Below are 17,055 nucleotides of genomic sequence, written 5' to 3' on the forward strand. Positions count from 1 at the left end.
TGCGGTAGGCGGCTTGGCAAGGCGATTGGCTCAGCAAGGTGATCATAATGCGGACTTTCTTTTCCAGCTTTCGGCTGTTCTCGCTCCTCGCGCTCGCGATGTCGCTCGGTGCGGTGAGTCCCGTTGCGGCGCAAGTGCAGCAGCCGACCGCCGCGGGTCTCTGGCAGAAGGTCGAAGACGGCAAGACGGTGGGATGGTTCCTCTTCATCGACCACAACGGCATCTTCGAAGGTGTCATCGCAAAAACCTTCCCGCGGCCCGGCGACGACCCGAACGAGATCTGCGCGAAATGCACGGACGATCGCAAGAACGCGCCGGTGCTCGGGCTCTCCTTTATCCGCGACATGAAGCGCGACGGCTTGAAGTATGACGGCGGCAACGTGGTCAATCCGCGCGACGGCAACATCTGGAAGGCCAAGATGACGGTCAGCCCGGATGGGCAGACCCTGACGATGCGCGGCTTCCTCGGCATTTCCCTGTTCGGCAAGGACGAAACCTGGACGCGTCTTCCCGACACCAACATCGCGCAGGTCGATCCCGCCATCGTCGCGAAATATCTCCCGGCGCAAGCGACCGCCGCGACCAAGCCGATGCCTGCGGCGCCGGCGAAGAAGGGCGGCGCGATGATGGCGCCGGCGCCGAAGCAGTAGGGTCTACGTCGCGCACTGTGCCGTCTGAACTTCCGTAGCTCCACACACCGCCGTCATTGCTCGCGAAGGCGGGGGACTCCAGCACGCCGCAGCCTCTCCGTGTTCTTGCGCGGTGTCCGTGGCCCCCGTGCGCAATCGCGGTTGCGGCCGGCTGAGACAGCGGAGACCTTGGCGCGCGAGCAGCGGTCATACCCGTCGAAAGACCAATGCGTGCCGGACGCGCGCCAGTAGTTCCCCGGAATGCGCGGTGGCGCCGGATTTGCATAGCTATCCGCAAAGCTGTTGGGGGAATGAGTCGCCATCCTTGACGCCTTCGCCGAGTCGCGGAGGCGGACGGCAACTATCGCCCCGCGGCGATGACCTCGATCCGCGGAGACGACATGAGACGTGCAATACCGCGTGCCGCCATGCTGCTGGTTCTGACGGTGCTGCTGACCGCCCCGACGATGGCGCGTGATGACGGCCGCTACGCCAACTCGCCGTTAAAGCCCTGGTTCGAGAGCCTGCACAGCGAATACGGCCAATGCTGCTCGGATGCCGACGGCTATGTGGTCGCGGATGTCGACTGGGAATCCGACAGGGGCCGCTATCGCGTGCATCTCGAGGGCGAATGGGTCGTCGTGCCCGAAGGCGCCGTCATCACCGAGCCGAACAAGATCGGCCGCACCATGGTGTGGAAGCACTATATCGACGGCCATCCACGCGTGCGCTGCTTCATGCCGGGCAGCATGACGTAAACGGAAGCGTCATCCCAGGCGATGCGTAGCGCCGAAACGAGGCTCTCGCACCAACGCATCCGCGCGGCGAGACAGCGTCCGCGCCCAGCGCTCAGGTCACCGGCGCCGGATTGAACAGCGTCAAATCGTTGTGGATGCCCCAGCGATCCGACCAGGGTTGCGTGCGGCCGCTGGCGACGTCGAGGATCAAGCGGAACAGGTCCCAGCCGGTCTCCTCGATGGTCTTGTCGCCGGTGGCGATGCCGCCGGCATCGAAATCGATCAGGTCCTTCCAGCGTCGGGCCAGCTCGGTGCGGGTCGCGACCTTGATGACGGGCGCAGCCGCAAGGCCATAGGGCGTACCGCGGCCTGTGGTGAACACCTGCAGCGTCATGCCGGAGGCGAGCTGGAGCGTGCCGCAGATGAAGTCGGACGCCGGCGTTGCCGCAAACAGCATGCCCTTCTGCGTCGCCTTCTCGCCGGGCGAGAGTACGCCGGTGATTGCGGACGATCCGGACTTGACGATCGAGCCCAATGACTTCTCGACGATATTCGCCAAGCCGCCCTTCTTGTTGCCCGGCGTGGTGTTGGCGCTGCGGTCCGCGCCGCCGCGGGCCAGATAGGAATCGTACCAGGCCATCTCGCGGACCAGCGCGCGGCCGACGTCCTCGTTGATGGCGCGGCGGGTGAGCAACTGGATCGCGTCGCGCACTTCGGTGACTTCCGAGAACATCACGGTGGCGCCGGCGCGCACCAGCAGGTCGGCGGCGAAGCCGACGGCGGGGTTCGCGGTGACGCCGGAAAAGGCGTCGCTGCCGCCGCATTGCAGGCCGATGACGAGATCGGCGGCCGGGCAGGTCTCGCGGGTGCGCTTGTTGAGGATCTTCAGGCGGGCTTCGGCCTGGGTCATGATCGCCTCGACGATGGCGCCAAAACCGTCGAAGGCTTCGTCCTGCATGCGCACGATGGCGTTGCTGACGCCTTCCGGCACCAGACGCTCGGGCGCAAGCTTTTCGCATCCCAAGCTGATGACCAGGATCTCGCCGCCGAAGTTCGGGTTCTGCGCGATGTTTTGCAGCGTGCGGATCGGAATCACGGCGTCGGGCGCGTTGATGGCGACGCCACAGCCATAGGCATGCGTCAGCGGCACGACGTCGTCGACGTTCGGGTATTTTGGCAGCAGCTCGGCGCGGATGCGCTTCACCGCATATTCCATCGTGCCCTTGACGCATTGCACGGAGGAGGAGATGCCGAGGATGTTTTTCGTTCCAACGGAGCCGTCGGAGTTGCGAAAGCCTTCGAACGTGAAACCATCGAGCGGCGGCAGCGGCGCGGGAACGGCGGTCGAGATTTCCAGCTTGTCGAGGGCAGGGGCCTCCGGCATGCGGATGCGGGCTTCGTCCACCCATTCGCCGGCCAGAATCGGCGCGAGCGCATGGCCGATCACCTCGCCATAGCGGATGATCGGGGCGTCCTGCGGGATGTCGACCAGTGCCGTCTTGTGGCCTTGCGGCACGAAGGCGCGCAGCGTCAACCCGCTGGTGAAGCGGGAGCCGGCGGGAAGCCCGAAATCATTGACCACGATCGCGACGTTGTCGCGCTCGTTGAGCTTGATGTAGCGAGGCTGTTCTTTCGCTGCGACTGACTGGTCCATCTGCGCTTGCCTCCGAAGCCGTAGGGTGGGCAAAGGCGCAACGCGCCGTGCCCACCATCTTCACACCGAACGTAAGGCGGTGGGCACACTTCGCTTTGCCCACCCTACGATATCTTGCCCGTGGTTAGCCGGGAAAGGTATAGGCGGTCTTCACCGTCGTGTAGAACTCGCGGGCATAGGAGCCCTGTTCGCGGGCGCCGTAGCTCGAACCCTTCCGGCCGCCGAACGGCACGTGATAGTCGACGCCGGCGGTCGGCAGATTGACCATCACCATGCCGGACTCGCTGTTGCGCTTGTAGTGCGAGGCGTATTTCAGGCTGGTGGTGCAGATGCCGGAGGCAAGGCCGAACTCGGTGTCGTTGGAGATCGCCAGCGCCTCCTCGTAGTTCTTGGCGCGAATGACGGCGGCGACCGGGCCGAAGACCTCCTCGCGCGAAATGCGCATGTTGTTGTTGGCCTCGGTGAACAGCGCCGGCTGCAGGTAGTGGCCGGGCGTTTCGCGCTTGAGCAACTCGCCACCCCAGGCGAGCTTGGCACCCTCGTCCTGGCCGATCTTGATGTAGCGCAGGTCCTGGTCGAGCTGGCTCTGGTCGACCACGGGGCCGATATGCACGCCGGCCTTGAGCGCGTCGTCCACCGTCAGACCCTTCAGGCGCTCGGTCATCGCCGCAACGAAGCGATCATGGATGCCTTCGGTGACGATCAGGCGTGAGGACGCCGTGCAGCGCTGGCCTGTGGAGAAATAGGCGCCGTTAACGGCGACTTCGACGGCGGTCTTGAGGTCGGCGTCGTCGAGCACCACCAGCGGGTTCTTGCCGCCCATCTCGAGCTGGAATTTCTTCATGTTGCTCGAGGTCACGCAGGCCTGCGCGATCTTGCGGCCGGTCTGCACCGAGCCGGTGAAGGTGATCGCGGCGACGTCGGGATGCTCGATCAGGGTCTGGCCGACCACGGAGCCCGAGCCGACCACGAGGTTGAACACGCCGGACGGGATGCCGGAGCGGGTGATGATCTCGGACAGCGCATGCGCCGAGCCCGGCACCAGCTCGGCAGGCTTGAACACCACGGTGTTGCCGTAGCAGAGCGCCGGGGCGATCTTCCAGGCGGGGATCGCGATCGGGAAATTCCAGGGCGTGATCATGCCGACGACGCCCATCGGCTCACGGGTGAGCTCGACGTCGATGCCGGGACGCACCGAGGCACCCTTCTCGCCGATCATGCGCAGCGCCTCGCCGGCGAAGAATGCGAAGATCTGGCCGGCGCGCGCGACCTCGCCGATACCTTCCGGCAGCGTCTTGCCTTCCTCGCGGGCGAGCAGGCGGCCGAGTTCTTCCTTGCGGGCGATGATCTCGAGCGAAATCTTGTTCAGCGCGTCGTAGCGCGCCTGCGGCGTCGACTGCGCCCAGGCGGGGAAGGCGGCCTTGGCGGCTGCGATGGCCTTCTCGGTCTGCGCCTTGTCGGCCTTGGCGTATTCGCCGACGACGTCGTTGGTGTTGGAGGGGTTGATGTTCTTGGTGACGGCGGCGCCATCGACCCATTCGCCGCCGATGAAGTTCTTCAGGATCGCAGTCATATCTCTTCCTCCGAATTTTCTAACGCACGAGGCAGGGACGCTTGTCGTCGAAGGTCCAGCCGGGGATCAGGTCCTGCATGGCAATAGCGTCATCGCGGGCGCCGAGTCCATGCTGCTTGTAGAGGTCATGCGCGGCGTCGATGGCGGCCCTGTCGATTTCGATACCCAGGCCCGGCCTCTCAGGCACGGCGATCTTGCCGCACTTGATCTGGAGTGGCTCCTTGGTCAGGGCCTGGCCGTCCTGCCAGATCCAGTGCGTGTCGATCGCGGTGACCTTGCCGGGGGCGGCGGCACCGACATGGGTGAACATGGCGAGCGAGATGTCGAAATGGTTGTTGGAGTGCGAACCCCAGGTCAAGCCGTTGTCGCGGCAGGTCTGGGCCACGCGCACCGAGCCTTGCATGGTCCAGAAATGGGGATCGGCCAGCGGAATGTCCACCGCGCCGAGGCGCAGCGCATGGGACAATTGCCGCCAGTCGGTCGCGATCATGTTGGTCGCGGTCGGCAGGCCGGTCGCACGGCGGAACTCGGCCATGATCTCACGGCCGGAGAAGCCACCTTCGGCGCCGCAGGGGTCCTCGGCATAGGCAAGGATGCCGTGCATGTCCTTGCAGAGGCCGACAGCCTCGTCGAGCGACCATGCGCCGTTCGGATCCAGGGTCACGCGCGCATTCGGAAAGCGCTTGGCGATCGCGGTGACGGCCTCGATCTCCTGCTCGCCGCGCAGCACGCCGCCCTTGAGCTTGAAATCGGCGAAGCCGTAATGGTCGTGGGTGGCTTCCGCGAGCCGCACCACGGTTTCCGGCGTCATCGCCTCCTGATGGCGGAGGTTGAACCATTCGGCCTTGCCGGTCTCGCCGCTGACATAGTCGAACTTGGTTTTACTGATGTCGCCGACGAAGAAGAGATAGCCGAGAGTCTCGACGCTGTTGCGCTGCTGGCCCTCGCCGAGCAGGGCTGCGACGGGCAGGTTGAGATGCTGACCGAGCAGATCGAGCAGCGCCGACTCCACGGCAGTGACGGCGTGGATCATGACGCGGAGATCGAAAGTCTGCTTGCCGCGGCCGCCGGCATCGCGATCGGCGAATGCGGTCCTGATATCGGCGAGGATGTTGTTCATCGCGCCGACGGTCTTGCCGATCACGAGATCACGGGCGTCCTGCAGCGTCTGCCAGATCTTCTGCCCGCCAGGCACCTCGCCGACGCCGGTGTGACCGGCATTGTCGGTGAGGATGACGATGTTGCGGGTGAAGAACGGCGCATGCGCGCCGCTCAGATTGAGGAGCATGCTGTCACGGCCTGCGACCGGGATCACCTGCATCGCGGTGACGACCGGTGCGCCAGTGATCTCGGTCTTGGCCATGCAGGCTCCTCCCTGTGTCGTTCGTTATTCTGCAGCCTGTTGTGACGATCGGATGGCGGGCAGATTCTTCACCAGCTCCGTGACTTCCGCGATCTCCTGCTCGGTGAGGTCGGTCAGCGGCGGGCGGACCGGGCCGGAATCACGGCCGATCACCTTCATGCCGGCCTTGATGATCGAGACCGCATAGCCCTTCTTGCGGTTGCGGATCGCGATCAGCGGCAGGATGAAGTCCTTCAAGCCGGCGTGGATCGTCGCGTGATCGCGCTTGCGCACGGCGGCATAGAAGTTGGTGGCGAATTCCGGAACGAAGTTGAACACCGCCGAGGAGTAGGTGGTCACGCCCATGTCGAGATAGGGCAGCGCGAAGGTCTCCGCGGTCGGCAGGCCGCCGATATAGGTCAGGCGGTCGCCGAGCTTGGTGTAGACCCGGGTCATCAGCTCGATGTCGCCGATGCCGTCCTTGTAGCCGACGAGGTTGGGGCAGCGTTCGGCGAGGCGGGCGAGCGTATCGGGCTGGAGGATGGCGTTGTCGCGATTGTAGACGATGACGCCGATCTTCACGGAGGCGCATATCGCTTCCACGTGGGCAGCAAGGCCATCCTGCTCCGCATGGGTGAGATAGGGCGGCAGCAGCAACAAGCCGTCGGCGCCGGCCTTCTCCGCGCCGATCGCGATCTCGCGCGCGGTGGCGGTGCCGTAGCCGGTGCCGGCGAGCACGGGGACGCGGCCCTTGGTCTCGTCCACGGCGATCTTGACCACCTGCGGAACCTCGGCCGCCGTCAGCGAGAAGAACTCGCCGGTGCCGCCGGCGGCGAACAGGCCTGCGACGTCATAGCCGCAGAGCCAGTCCATGTTGGCGCGGTAGGTCGTCTCGTCGAAGGAGTAGTCCGCCTTGAACGGCGTGACGGGGAAAGATAGCAGGCCGGATCCGATCTTCTGGGCCATTTCCTGCGGGGTCATCTTGCTCATGGGCGCTGCTCCCTGGTCTCATGTTGTGGAGGACGCCAAGGCTGCGCGTCCATGCGCCGTGGTTTAGGAGACCGTTCGATGCGGGTCCAAGCCAAAGCCTATATCGACCGATGCGAATTCAGCATCAATCTTCCATCACCTCCGCGGAGGACAATTCGCTCGCGATCTTGACGAGGGCCGACAGCAGCGGGTTCTCGTCTTCGCGGCGCCAGACCATGAACAGTTCGACGGGGACGCGGGTGCGCAGCTTCAGCGGCCGCAGGCGGACGTCCGCGATCTTCAAGCTCGCCGCCGCCGCGGGCACGATGGCAAGGCCGAGGCCGGCGCGCACCATGGCGAGGATCGAGTGGATCTGGCTCAGGTGCTGGACATAGCGCGGCAGGATGTCGGCGCGGGTGAACAGCGCCACCAGTACGTCGTGGAAGTAGCGGCTCTCATAGGGCGAATACATCACGAAAGGCTGGTTGTCGAAATCCTTGATTGTGATGGTCTCGGCATTCGCCAGCGGATGCTTTTTCGGGATCGCGGCGAGCAAGGGCTCGGCGACGACGCGGCGGCTGGCGATTTCGGGGCGCGCGATCGGGGGCCTGAGCAGGCCGGCATCGATCTGGCCCGAGGTCAGCGCCTCGAACTGGTCGCCCGACACCATCTCCTTCAGTGAGAAGTCCACCTCGGGCAGCTTGGCGCGGCAGGCGGCGACGAGCTCGGGGAGGAAGCCGTAGGCGGCGGCCGCGGTGAAGCCGATCTTCAGCGAGCCGGACTTGCCGAGCGCGATACGGCGGGCGACCTGCGAGGCGCTTTCCGCAAGCTTCAGGATGCGCCGCGCTTCCGGCAGGAAGCTGCGCCCGGCCGGCGTCAGGCGCACCGAGCGGCTGGTACGCTCCAGCAGCGGCGCATCGATGATGTGCTCGAGCACCTGGATCTGCCGGGACAGCGGCGGCTGGGTCATGTTCAGCCGCGCGGCGGCGCGGCCGAAATGCAATTCCTCCGCCACCGTGACGAAACAGCGGAGCTGGTTGAGGTCGAACATCGATACATGCCTTAGATGGATAAGGCGTTTCCCCGGCGCTTCTAGCATCGATTACTCCCAAAACAAAGACGGCGGCCGTGAAGCCGCCGTTAAGTTGCCTGGTCAAGCTCCCATGGGAGCCCTCAGGAGGAACGTTTGAGCACCACGCGCTCGATCTTGCCGACGACCACGAGATAGGCGAATGCGGCCACCAGCGCATTGGCGCCGACGAATATCAGCGCTCCGTTGAAGGAGCCGGTCGCGGCCAGGATGTAGCCGATCACGATCGGAGTGCTGATCGAGGAGAGATTGCCGAAGGTGTTGAACAGGCCGCCCGAGACGCCGCCGGCTTCCTTCGGCGAGGTGTCGGAGACGACAGCCCAGCCGAGCGCGCCGATGCCCTTGCCGAAGAAGGCGAGCGCCATGAAGCCGACCACCAGCGCCTGGCCGTCGACATAGTTGCAGGCGATGATCGACATCGACAGCAGCATGCCGCCGACGATCGGGATCTTGCGCGCCATCGTCAACGAGCCGGTCTTGCGCAGGATCGCGTCGGAGATGACGCCGCCGAGCACGCCGCCGATGAAGCCGCACAGCGCCGGCAGCGTCGCGACGAAGCCGGCTTGCAGGATCGAGAGGCCGCGCTCCTTGACGAGATAGACCGGGAACCAGGTCAGGAAGAAATAGGTCAGCGTGTTGATGCAGTACTGGCCGAGATAGACGCCGAGCATCATGCGGTTGGAGAGCAGCTGGCGGATATGGTCCCATCCCGGACCGGAAGCGGCCGCGCGTTCATGCTTCAGGTCGTCTTTGGGAGCGTCGAGGTCGACCAGCGCACCACCTGCCTTGATGTAGTCGAATTCGGCCTCGTTGACGCCGGGGTGCTCTTTCGGCCCGTAGACGGTCTTGATCCAGACCATCCCCATGATGATTCCGAGCGCACCCATCACGAAGAACACGTAGCGCCAGCCGTAGCCGTGCGCGATCCAGCCCATCAGCGGCGCGAAGATCACGGTGGCGAAATACTGCCCGGAATTGAAGAACGCCGACGCGGTCCCGCGCTCGTTGCTCGGAAACCAGGCCGCGACGATGCGAGCATTGGCGGGGAACGAGGGCGCTTCGGCGATACCGACGAGGAAGCGCAGGCCGAACAGCACGACGATCGCGGTGCCGGCGCTGAAGAATCCGACCCAGCCCTGCAGCGTCGTGAACAGCGACCAGACGATGATGCTGAACGCATAGACGAGGCGGGAGCCGTAGCGGTCGAGCAGCCAGCCGCCCGGCACCTGTGCGATCACATAGGACCATCCGAACGCCGAGAAGATGTAGCCCATCGCGACGGGGTCGAGATGCAGCTCCTTGGAGAGCGCGGGGCCCGCGATCGACAGCGTGGCGCGGTCGGCATAATTGACGGTCGTGACCAGGAACAACATGGTCACGATGAACAGCCTGACGCGAGACCTTCTCACGTCCGCTGCGGACATCACTGCGCTCATTGCGCGCCTCCTTAGAACTCGAAACGTTTCCCCACTGCGACTCCTAGAGGTGCGCGCGGCAAAGTGTCCAAGTTCAAGGCAGTATCGATCGATGCCGATTTTGGATTGATGGAACGGGAGTCGACGTCATCCGAGTTCTATAGCGAGGGATGGAGCGCTCTTTGCGCGGATTTCGAACTCGAATGACCGCGTTTTCTGCAACTTCGTCAGTTGCGTCTTGAGGCCCTTCACATCATTTGTGAAGTGCAGCGTATAGTCGCCGTCGCCTCGGACACTCACGATGTTCTCTATCGTATCGCTATCCGGGTTCCCGTACTTGCCGTCAGCCGAGATCACGTAGTGCTTTGCGGGAAATGACCTGAGGAACTTCTCGGTGATGTTGCGGTCGCTACCATGGTGCGGCATCTTCAAGATGTCGAGCTTCGAAGGCAGATCTAGCCCTGCATCCTTGAAGCCATCGACGATGTCGTCCCCGCGCGCGTCGCCGGTCAGCAAGATCTTACGTTTGGCGATTTCGACCAGCATCACGAGGCTCGACAGGTTTGTTGGCGACTCGTCAAGATCGTCGCGGAACAACGCAGCGAGCGCTGCGGCGTTGCCGGATTCGCTCTTCCATTTTTGTCGAAATGCGTCCAGCCGCGATTTAATCGGTCCTACGAGCGTGACCTTGGCGCCGTCCACGACCTTGCTCCCGCTCTTCGAGGATAAGGTGCCACCGAACGGGTCGTTTCCGCTGAGCTGAAGTTTAGTCAGATAGTCCCGCAGCTCACGGCCCTGGCCGATGCTGGCAAGAACGGCAACCGCGCGCTGGTCGAGCGAGCCGTTGCCTATGTTGAGTTGGGGATCGGCACTGGTCATCGCCGCCTCAGCCTTCGCTTGCGTGCCGGCGAGAGACGTCATACCTGCCTGCAAGCTGGCGGAATTGCCGACGATGTCACGGAAGCTGTTATGCCAAAATCGCTTGATTTCGAGAAAGTCCGCGGCGCCGTCCTCCTGTTCGGCGAGCCCTTTGGTCATCTGCAAGATTCCAGTGACGTGGTCTTCGTCGACATGGCTCAGCATGGCAAGATCGACCGCCAGTTCGGAATCGTCGCCTCGCAACTCTTCCAATCGCGGTTTCAATGTCTGTTTCCAAACTCCCTTCGGCCCGCCGTCGATGATCCAGAGACGCTTCCTGTTCTTCCAGGAGTATTGAATAAGCAGGGCATCGCCGTGCTTTGCATTCAAGGCCTCAAATCGGATCATGACGGCTCCTAGACGGATTGCAGCGCGCGTAGCACGTCGAGCATGCCTGCCCCCTGGAAGCTAGCTTCGCGGCCGAGATCAGTGGCCGTCTTGCAGAGGATTTGCTTGATCATGGTTGGCCTGCCGATCAGCTCGCGGTGGCGCGCCATCAGCAATGCCGCTGCGCCGCTCACATGCGGCGCTGCCATGCTTGTCCCATCCATGCGCTTTGAACCGAGATTCGGTATGGGAGCCGTGATCTTCTCTCCAGGAGCGACCAGATCCGGCTTGCGCCGTCCGTCTCCGGTCGGCCCTCTACTCGAGAAGTAGCTCACGCCGTATGTGTGGGGCTCGCTGCGATGAGTTGAACCTACCGTAATCACGGCGTCTGCATTCCCCGGATCCGTGATGCTCGCGACGCGGTAGCTTCCAAAGTCGCCGCCGCCTGTTTCGGGATGCTGGTTGAATCCCTGATTCCCGGCCGCCGCGACCACCACCACCCCGTCGCCGACAAGTCTGGAGCATTCGTCGCAGATCGGCGTACGTCCACAGGCGTAACTCATGACCTCGTGCCGTATCGAGAGGCTTAGGTTGACGCCATGGATGACCGGATTTGCGCGAAAGCGATTGAGATGCGCAACGACCTGCAGGGCCGCCATGATCACGAACTCTTCCGCCTCACCGTTCTGGTCAAAGACACGAAAATCGTAAAGGGTGAGGTCGGGGCAGATTCCGAAGAGAGGACCGTTATCGTCATTGTCCTGCTCGGGCCAGTTTCCCGCCAGAATGCCGGCAACGTGTGTGCCGTGCTCTTGCGAGGGTGGCTCGTACCTGTCGTAAGGGACCGTAATCAGTGGCAGCAACATGTCCCAATCAATTTCCCGGCCAAGGTTGACCCGGCGCGTAAGATCCACAAGCTCCTGCTGTTGCTGTTGGGTGACGACGACTTGTCGCCCGCCCGAGGTCTTGAAGCGGCCACTTTGAAGCGCGAGCAACGTTCGCAAGTATGTGAAGTCATATGTTTTCTTGATCCTCGAGTGCTCGGGCAGAATGCCCTGTCCGGGCTCTGAATACTTGCTCTTAGCGCGGTCAAGAAAAGCAACATGGGTGGCGTCGATGCCGCAGTCGATGACGGCCCAGGCGATCCCCTTCGTATTGATCTTGAACAAGTTGTGTGCCGCGTCCGCCTTCACGGCTTGCCGGGACTGAAACAGCGACACAGTCGTGCGGCGATTGAGTGATATGCTCCAAATCAGCTTTCCGTCCTCGTCGCCGGGAATTTGCTTGAACCGGCGGAATTGGCTCAGAAATCCTTCAGTGATGCTCCTGATATCCCGAAAATTATTGGCGTCGGTTTGCAGAACTTCGGCCAGGTCTTCGGGATCGGGACGCTCGCGCCAACTGTCGATGAACCCAGCCAAGACAATGAAGCGGAAGTAATCCCATTGTTGGCTGGTATTGACGACGGTCTTGAACTTCGTTCGCTGCGTTTCCAGTTGCGACAGCCGCTCTTCGACCTCCTGGAAAGAACGCAATTGCATGGGAAGGTCACGCCACCAGTTTGTCATGGGAATGACGACGCGCATCAGCTCTGCAAATGTCAGCTTGGCTACGACCGAGGACCTGCTGTACGCGATCATCGTCTCGCTTTTGAGCGTGCTGGTCGTTCTGCCGGAGTTCCTGTGATAGCGCAGCAATCGCTGCTCAAGCGACTGCGCAATGGCACCGGGCGCGTGTCCCGTCTTGGGAGTTAGGATGATGTCGACGCGCACCCCCTTGTCGGCCTTGGCGTAGGCCAGCCACACGTCCGGCAGGATGGGGCTGTCTTGCGTGAAGCGCTGGTGACCAAATGTCCTGAAAATGAGGCTTCGCCAAGTGTCCTCGGACAGACGCGGTGATTCCTGATCCCGGCCTCGCGAAGCTTGGGTCGCCGATCTGCTACGCTGCGTGGGACCTCGCGGTCGCTTCTTGGCCGGACCTCTCGCTGATCGCTTCGCCAAGGCAGCCTCCTCCGTGTGACGTAGGCGGGCGTGCGAGCATTTGGTCTGACCCAAGCCCCTGCGCCCAACTTTAGCGTGCATTGGCGAAGTCGTGCATTCAATTTAGGCCGGAGAGGTCGCCTGCGCCATTTTGGCGCAGGTGCCTACTGCTGCGCCGCCGGCAGCAGCGGCGCGAGCAGCCCGCGTGTCACGCCCGGCGGTGCCGCATCCAGCCGCAGCACGGCGCTTGCGGCCGGCAGTGCCGCGTCCGCCATCGCGGCGTGGCCTTCGGCGCTCGGATGCACGGCGCCGCCATAGACGGCGGAGAGCACGCCCCAGGTCGCGTCGTGGATGTCAGTCGGCTGGCTTGCTGCCGGCAAGCCTTGCGGATAGGTCATCGCGGCGAAATAGCTGTCATTGGCGTCGCGGATCCAGCGCGCGCGCGGCAGATAGGCCCGGAATTCGGAGGCGCCGCGGCCGCACAGCATCGGCTGGCTCGCCGCGCTCACGATGTCAGGATTGAAGCTCTGGCCGTTCTCGGCAAAGCAGGTGCGGTCGAATTCGGGATCGTTGCCCGAATGCGCGCAGAAGCCGTGATCGGCGAACGCCGCCTGATGCGAATCCACGAAGGTCATGCGGTCGGCCTCGGGATCGCGGCACAGCGCGCCGCGGGTGCAGGTGGCGAGCCCCTTCAGTTGCGGCAGGAATTCGGTGTCGACGAAGGTCGAAACGCGGGCGAGGCGCTGCGGATCGGCGTTGAAGGACGGATGAATGTCGAACCCGGCGCGGCCGCCGCGGCAAGGCACGCCGCCATCGGCGAGCGCCGGGTTGGCGTAGGAGACGTAGACCACATGCGAGAGGTCGCCGCCGACCAGCGGCTTCAGCGCCTCGCGCAGCTTGACGAAATTCTGCGGCAGTTCGCGCGCCAGCGCATCGCGGGAATCATCGACGCTCGCCATCACGCCGGAGCGCCGGAATATCGCGCGCTCGGTTGCGGTCTCCACGATAACGTCGGCGACGAGGCCCGAGAAATAGACGTCGTTGGCGCCGACCGAGAGCAGCACGAGGTCGAGCGTGCGCTCGGGCTGGCGTTTCCTGGCGGCGGTGAGCGCCTCGCGCAGCTCGGCGACCTGCGCGTTCACGCTGATGTTGCAGACGCCGGTCTTGCCGGGCGGGCATTCACGGGCACGCTGCGAGCCGAGCAGCCCGTCGCTGATGCTGGCGCCAGTGCAGGCGAGCGGCAGAAACGTCACCGCGACGTGGGTGTAACGTACCGCGAGCGCCAGCGCGGTGCGGGCCTGGTAGCTGTAGAGCGATCGATGGCAGGGCGAGTTGAACCAGAGCGCGCTGTAGCGCTGCCAGTTGGCAAGCGTATCCGGCGCTTCGCAGGCGCGGCCGCCCTTGAAGCCGGCGCGGCTCGGCCGGTAATACTGCGCGCCGGCGGTGCCGAGATAGGAGCGGAAGCAAAAACCTTCGTCTGACAGCGCCAGCGGCCGGTCCGGATTGCCTTCGCCCGAGGCGATGCTGTCTCCGAGGCCAGCGACGAAGATGTCGCGGACCTGGATCTCGGTCTGGACCCGCTGGGTCGGATCGGAGCCGGAAGAGACGTCGACGGTCGCGACCGTCTGCTTGCCGTAGCGGACCCGCAGATTGATCGGCTCGGCGCAGTCGAAGGTGGATTGTTGCGGCCCGTCGCCGTCGTCGAACGACCAGGCGCAGGTGGCGCCGACCGGCACCGCGCCGGCGAGACGCACGGTGACGGGATGGTCGAGGGGGGTGAGGTAGTTTTCCTTCGTGTTGTCGCGGGTGCAGGGCTGGTTGACCCGGCCCTGGAGGTCGATGCAGAGCCGGTTGACCATGTTGCGGGCCCAGCCGCGGCCCTCGCTCTGGAGCTCCAGCGATTGCTCGGCGGCGAGGATGCTGCGGTTACGCGCGTTCTCGACATGGAGCAGGAAGTCGCGCTCTTCGCGGAACAGCCGGAAGCGGTTGCGCACCTCCCAGCTGATCTGCATGGCGCCCGCGTCCTGCGCGGCCGCCCGCTCCAGCGGCAGGGCGGTGAGGAGCCCGGCGAGCAGCAGGGCACCAGCGACGAAACGGCGAAGGGATACAGGGATCATGGCCCGCATTTTCAACGGCAAAGTTGAGGCGGAAATAAGAGAGCTGCTCTCCGCCTGCAACATCGGTCTGACGGTTTTGCTGGCCGGCGTCTAGCGGACTATCGTTGGAGCATGATCTTTCCGGAAAACCGCTTCGCACTTTTCCGCATCATGCTCAGCGCTTGCTGGCCTGCCGCAGCGACCGCTCGCGCTCAATCGCTGCCACCTGCTTGGGCAGGTTGGCCTGCGCGCAGGCCTCCGCCAGCCTTCGGCGCTCCTGCCAGGGCTCCACCACATTCATCCAGAGCTCGCGTGTGCCCATGATGGAGATGGCCAGTCCGAACGGGATCACGAAATAGAGAATGCGGAAGACAAGGAGCGTGGCCAGAAGCTGCTCGCGGCCGAACTCCGGCAGCGCCACCAGCATGGCGGCGTCGAACACGCCGAGCGAACCGGGGGCGTGGCTGGCAAAGCCGAGCAACGTCGCCAAAATGAACACCACCGAGAGCGACAGGAAGTCGATCTGCGGCGTGGCCGGCACCAGAAGGTACATCGCCAGCGCGCAGAATCCGAGATCGACGACGCCGATCAGGATCTGCACCAGCGTCAGCGGCGCTGACGGCAGCACCACCTTCCAGCCCTTCTGGCCCAGCTCGCGGCGCTTCTCGCCCATGCACAGCCAGACCAGATACGCGCCGATCGAGGCGAGGCCGCCGAGCGCAATCAGCCGGTTGATCGACGACGGCAGCTGATCCATGTAGGAGGCGGCATCCGGATGGATGGCCATGCCGATCGAGAGCACGAAGATGTTACCGAGCCAGAAGGTCAGGCCCGACAGGAAGCAGATTTTTGCGACATCGATCGCATTCAGCCCGTAATCCGAATAGATCCGGAAGCGGATCGCGCCGCCGGTGAAGACGGTGGCGCCGATATTGTGGCCGATCGAATACGATGTGAAGCTGGAGAGCGCTGCGATGCGATAGGGCACGTGCTTCTTGCCGATCGTTCGCAGTGCAAAAAAATCGTAGAAGGTCAGCGTACAGAACGCGAAGCATACGCAGATCGCCGCCAGCCCGATGTTACCGCGGGGGATCTCGGTCAACGCGGTCAGGATGACCCCGGTGTCGATGCCCTTGAGCGTCCGTACCAGCGTGGTGATCGCGAACGCAATGATGAAGACGCTCGCCGCAACGCCGAGTCGCCGCCAGCCGATCCATCTCTTGAAGCCGCGCTTCAGCGCGGTCAGCAGTCCGTGCATTCATCCTCCCGGCGGGGGCAAGACCGACCAGGCCAGACATTGGCCGGTCAGATGCGATCAGTGCCCGATGTGGGCTTGGATCGCTAGGCATGATGTAGCTCATTTAAGGCAAAAACAGTAACTTGTGCAGCCCTTGACAAGGATAGGTTCTGCCTTGGACCAGCTTGGACCAGCCACTTTGTCATACGCGGTTCACATCGGACCGCGCGTTAAGCATATGAGTCGTGGGATCGGTCGCGTCCGTCTGTGACATGGTCTCAGATCCTGCACGGCCAACATTGTTCCAGCGCAAGGGATGCGGGCTTTTTTGGAACGACGATGCCCTGCGCTGGTTAGTGCCGCATCAGCAATCGAACATGGCGGAATCACGGGCTTTTCCTGCAAGCCGGCGCCTCTGTGTTCCCACAACCCGAGAGGATCGGACCGATGGGATTGTTCACAAAAGACATCAAAACCATGAACGACCTGTTCGTGCATCAGCTCCAGGACATCTATTACGCCGAGCAGCAGCTCACCAAGGCTCTGCCGAAAATGGCGGATAAGGCGACCGATCCGCAGCTGAAGCAGGGCTTTTTGACGCACCTCGAAGAAACCAGAGAGCACGTGAAGCGCCTTGAGGAAGTGTTCAAGATGCACGGTGCGCAGGTGAAGGCGGTCGATTGCCCGGCGATCGACGGCATCATCGAGGAAGCCGATGAGACCGCCGGCGAAGTGGCCGACAAGGCGGTGCTCGACGCCGCGCTGATCAACGCGGCACAGGCGGCGGAGCATTACGAGATCGTCCGCTACGGCAGTCTGATCGCCTGGGCGAAGCAACTCGGCCGCAACGACTGCGCCAGCGTGCTCGCCAAGACGTTGGAAGAAGAGAAAGCGACCGACAAGAAGCTGACCACGCTCGCCGAGAGCAAGGTGAACCTGCGCGCGGCGAGCTAGGGCAAGGCGCGGCCTGGATCAGGACAGAGCGTCGCGCGGCCGTTCGCGCGACGCTCGCGCATCACATATCCATCATGCATTCATCATTCGATCGTTGTCGTAACATGACGGCGGGTTCGAAGCGTATCGTTCGCA

Annotated in this window: 13 protein-coding genes; 3 read left to right on the plus strand and 10 right to left on the minus strand. The window is 63.6% G+C overall.

All coding sequences use genetic code 11. The features are described from left to right. Nucleotides 1-47 precede the first annotated feature (47 nt). Both IVB41_RS28070 and IVB41_RS28075 read left to right on the plus strand, forming a co-directional pair. Nucleotides 48-650 carry a DUF2147 domain-containing protein gene (locus IVB41_RS28070; RefSeq protein WP_247287392.1) on the plus strand — a complete coding sequence of 201 codons (603 nt, stop codon included), beginning with the start codon at nucleotides 48-50 and terminating at the stop codon, nucleotides 648-650. 380 nt (nucleotides 651-1,030) lie between these two features. Further along, entirely contained in the window at nucleotides 1,031-1,387 is a 357-nt protein-coding gene (locus IVB41_RS28075; RefSeq protein WP_027566858.1) for a hypothetical protein, read from the plus strand. 91 nt (nucleotides 1,388-1,478) lie between these two features. Here the strand turns inward: IVB41_RS28075 and garD are convergent, their stop codons facing one another. The 10 genes from garD to IVB41_RS28125 form a co-directional block, all read right to left on the minus strand. Continuing rightward, the gene (garD, locus tag IVB41_RS28080) at nucleotides 1,479-3,020 is read right to left on the minus strand and encodes a galactarate dehydratase (protein ID WP_247437318.1); all 1,542 of its coding nucleotides are present in this window, start codon (nucleotides 3,018-3,020) and stop codon (nucleotides 1,479-1,481) included. Between the two features lie 124 nt (nucleotides 3,021-3,144). Continuing rightward, complete coding sequence (locus tag IVB41_RS28085; protein ID WP_247362620.1) at nucleotides 3,145-4,593, minus strand: aldehyde dehydrogenase family protein; 1,449 nt, start codon at nucleotides 4,591-4,593, stop codon at nucleotides 3,145-3,147. 19 nt (nucleotides 4,594-4,612) lie between these two features. Beyond that, nucleotides 4,613-5,956, minus strand: coding sequence for a glucarate dehydratase (gudD, locus tag IVB41_RS28090; protein WP_247362618.1), 1,344 nt, complete (start codon nucleotides 5,954-5,956; stop codon nucleotides 4,613-4,615). Between the two features lie 24 nt (nucleotides 5,957-5,980). After that, the gene (gene kdgD / locus IVB41_RS28095) at nucleotides 5,981-6,925 is read right to left on the minus strand and encodes a 5-dehydro-4-deoxyglucarate dehydratase (protein ID WP_247362616.1); all 945 of its coding nucleotides are present in this window, start codon (nucleotides 6,923-6,925) and stop codon (nucleotides 5,981-5,983) included. A gap of 124 nt (nucleotides 6,926-7,049) precedes the next feature. Then, nucleotides 7,050-7,955 (minus strand): LysR substrate-binding domain-containing protein, encoded by a 906-nt coding sequence (locus tag IVB41_RS28100; protein WP_247362615.1) that lies wholly within the window; start codon nucleotides 7,953-7,955, stop codon nucleotides 7,050-7,052. 122 nt (nucleotides 7,956-8,077) lie between these two features. Continuing rightward, nucleotides 8,078-9,430 (minus strand): MFS transporter, encoded by a 1,353-nt coding sequence (locus IVB41_RS28105; protein ID WP_247287384.1) that lies wholly within the window; start codon nucleotides 9,428-9,430, stop codon nucleotides 8,078-8,080. Between the two features lie 126 nt (nucleotides 9,431-9,556). Then, complete coding sequence (locus tag IVB41_RS28110) at nucleotides 9,557-10,675, minus strand: hypothetical protein (RefSeq protein ID WP_247437320.1); 1,119 nt, start codon at nucleotides 10,673-10,675, stop codon at nucleotides 9,557-9,559. A gap of 8 nt (nucleotides 10,676-10,683) precedes the next feature. Further along, on the minus strand, nucleotides 10,684-12,654 hold the full coding sequence (locus IVB41_RS28115) for a S8 family serine peptidase (RefSeq protein WP_247287380.1): 1,971 nt from the start codon (nucleotides 12,652-12,654) through the stop codon (nucleotides 10,684-10,686). A gap of 143 nt (nucleotides 12,655-12,797) precedes the next feature. Then, nucleotides 12,798-14,750, minus strand: a complete 1,953-nt coding sequence (locus IVB41_RS28120; protein WP_247437322.1) for a hypothetical protein — start codon at nucleotides 14,748-14,750, stop codon at nucleotides 12,798-12,800. A 154-nt stretch (nucleotides 14,751-14,904) separates the two neighbouring features. Further along, the gene (locus IVB41_RS28125) at nucleotides 14,905-15,987 is read right to left on the minus strand and encodes a YbhN family protein (RefSeq protein ID WP_027566867.1); all 1,083 of its coding nucleotides are present in this window, start codon (nucleotides 15,985-15,987) and stop codon (nucleotides 14,905-14,907) included. Nucleotides 15,988-16,413: 426 nt separating this feature from the next. On the opposite strand from IVB41_RS28125, the gene IVB41_RS28130 reads away from it, so the two are divergent. Next, complete coding sequence (locus IVB41_RS28130) at nucleotides 16,414-16,920, plus strand: ferritin-like domain-containing protein (RefSeq protein ID WP_027566868.1); 507 nt, start codon at nucleotides 16,414-16,416, stop codon at nucleotides 16,918-16,920. Nucleotides 16,921-17,055 lie beyond the last annotated feature (135 nt).

It is taken from the genome of Bradyrhizobium sp. 44 (genome assembly GCF_023073095.1).
Classification (GTDB): Bacteria; Pseudomonadota; Alphaproteobacteria; order Rhizobiales; family Xanthobacteraceae; genus Bradyrhizobium.

Excerpts from the sequence above, each read along its gene's own strand:
- IVB41_RS28120 (WP_247437322.1), bottom strand. The coding sequence starts at position 14,750 with ATGATCCCTGTATCCCTTCGCCGTTTCGTCGCTGGTGCCCTGCTGCTC.
- IVB41_RS28100 (WP_247362615.1), bottom strand. The coding sequence starts at position 7,955 with ATGTTCGACCTCAACCAGCTCCGCTGTTTCGTCACGGTGGCGGAGGAA.
- IVB41_RS28075 (WP_027566858.1), top strand. The coding sequence starts at position 1,031 with ATGAGACGTGCAATACCGCGTGCCGCCATGCTGCTGGTTCTGACGGTG.
- garD (WP_247437318.1), bottom strand. The coding sequence starts at position 3,020 with ATGGACCAGTCAGTCGCAGCGAAAGAACAGCCTCGCTACATCAAGCTC.
- IVB41_RS28105 (WP_247287384.1), bottom strand. The coding sequence starts at position 9,430 with ATGAGCGCAGTGATGTCCGCAGCGGACGTGAGAAGGTCTCGCGTCAGG.
- IVB41_RS28070 (WP_247287392.1), top strand. The coding sequence starts at position 48 with ATGCGGACTTTCTTTTCCAGCTTTCGGCTGTTCTCGCTCCTCGCGCTC.
- IVB41_RS28125 (WP_027566867.1), bottom strand. The coding sequence starts at position 15,987 with ATGCACGGACTGCTGACCGCGCTGAAGCGCGGCTTCAAGAGATGGATC.
- IVB41_RS28110 (WP_247437320.1), bottom strand. The coding sequence starts at position 10,675 with ATGATCCGATTTGAGGCCTTGAATGCAAAGCACGGCGATGCCCTGCTT.
- kdgD (WP_247362616.1), bottom strand. The coding sequence starts at position 6,925 with ATGAGCAAGATGACCCCGCAGGAAATGGCCCAGAAGATCGGATCCGGC.
- gudD (WP_247362618.1), bottom strand. The coding sequence starts at position 5,956 with ATGGCCAAGACCGAGATCACTGGCGCACCGGTCGTCACCGCGATGCAG.
- IVB41_RS28130 (WP_027566868.1), top strand. The coding sequence starts at position 16,414 with ATGGGATTGTTCACAAAAGACATCAAAACCATGAACGACCTGTTCGTG.
- IVB41_RS28085 (WP_247362620.1), bottom strand. The coding sequence starts at position 4,593 with ATGACTGCGATCCTGAAGAACTTCATCGGCGGCGAATGGGTCGATGGC.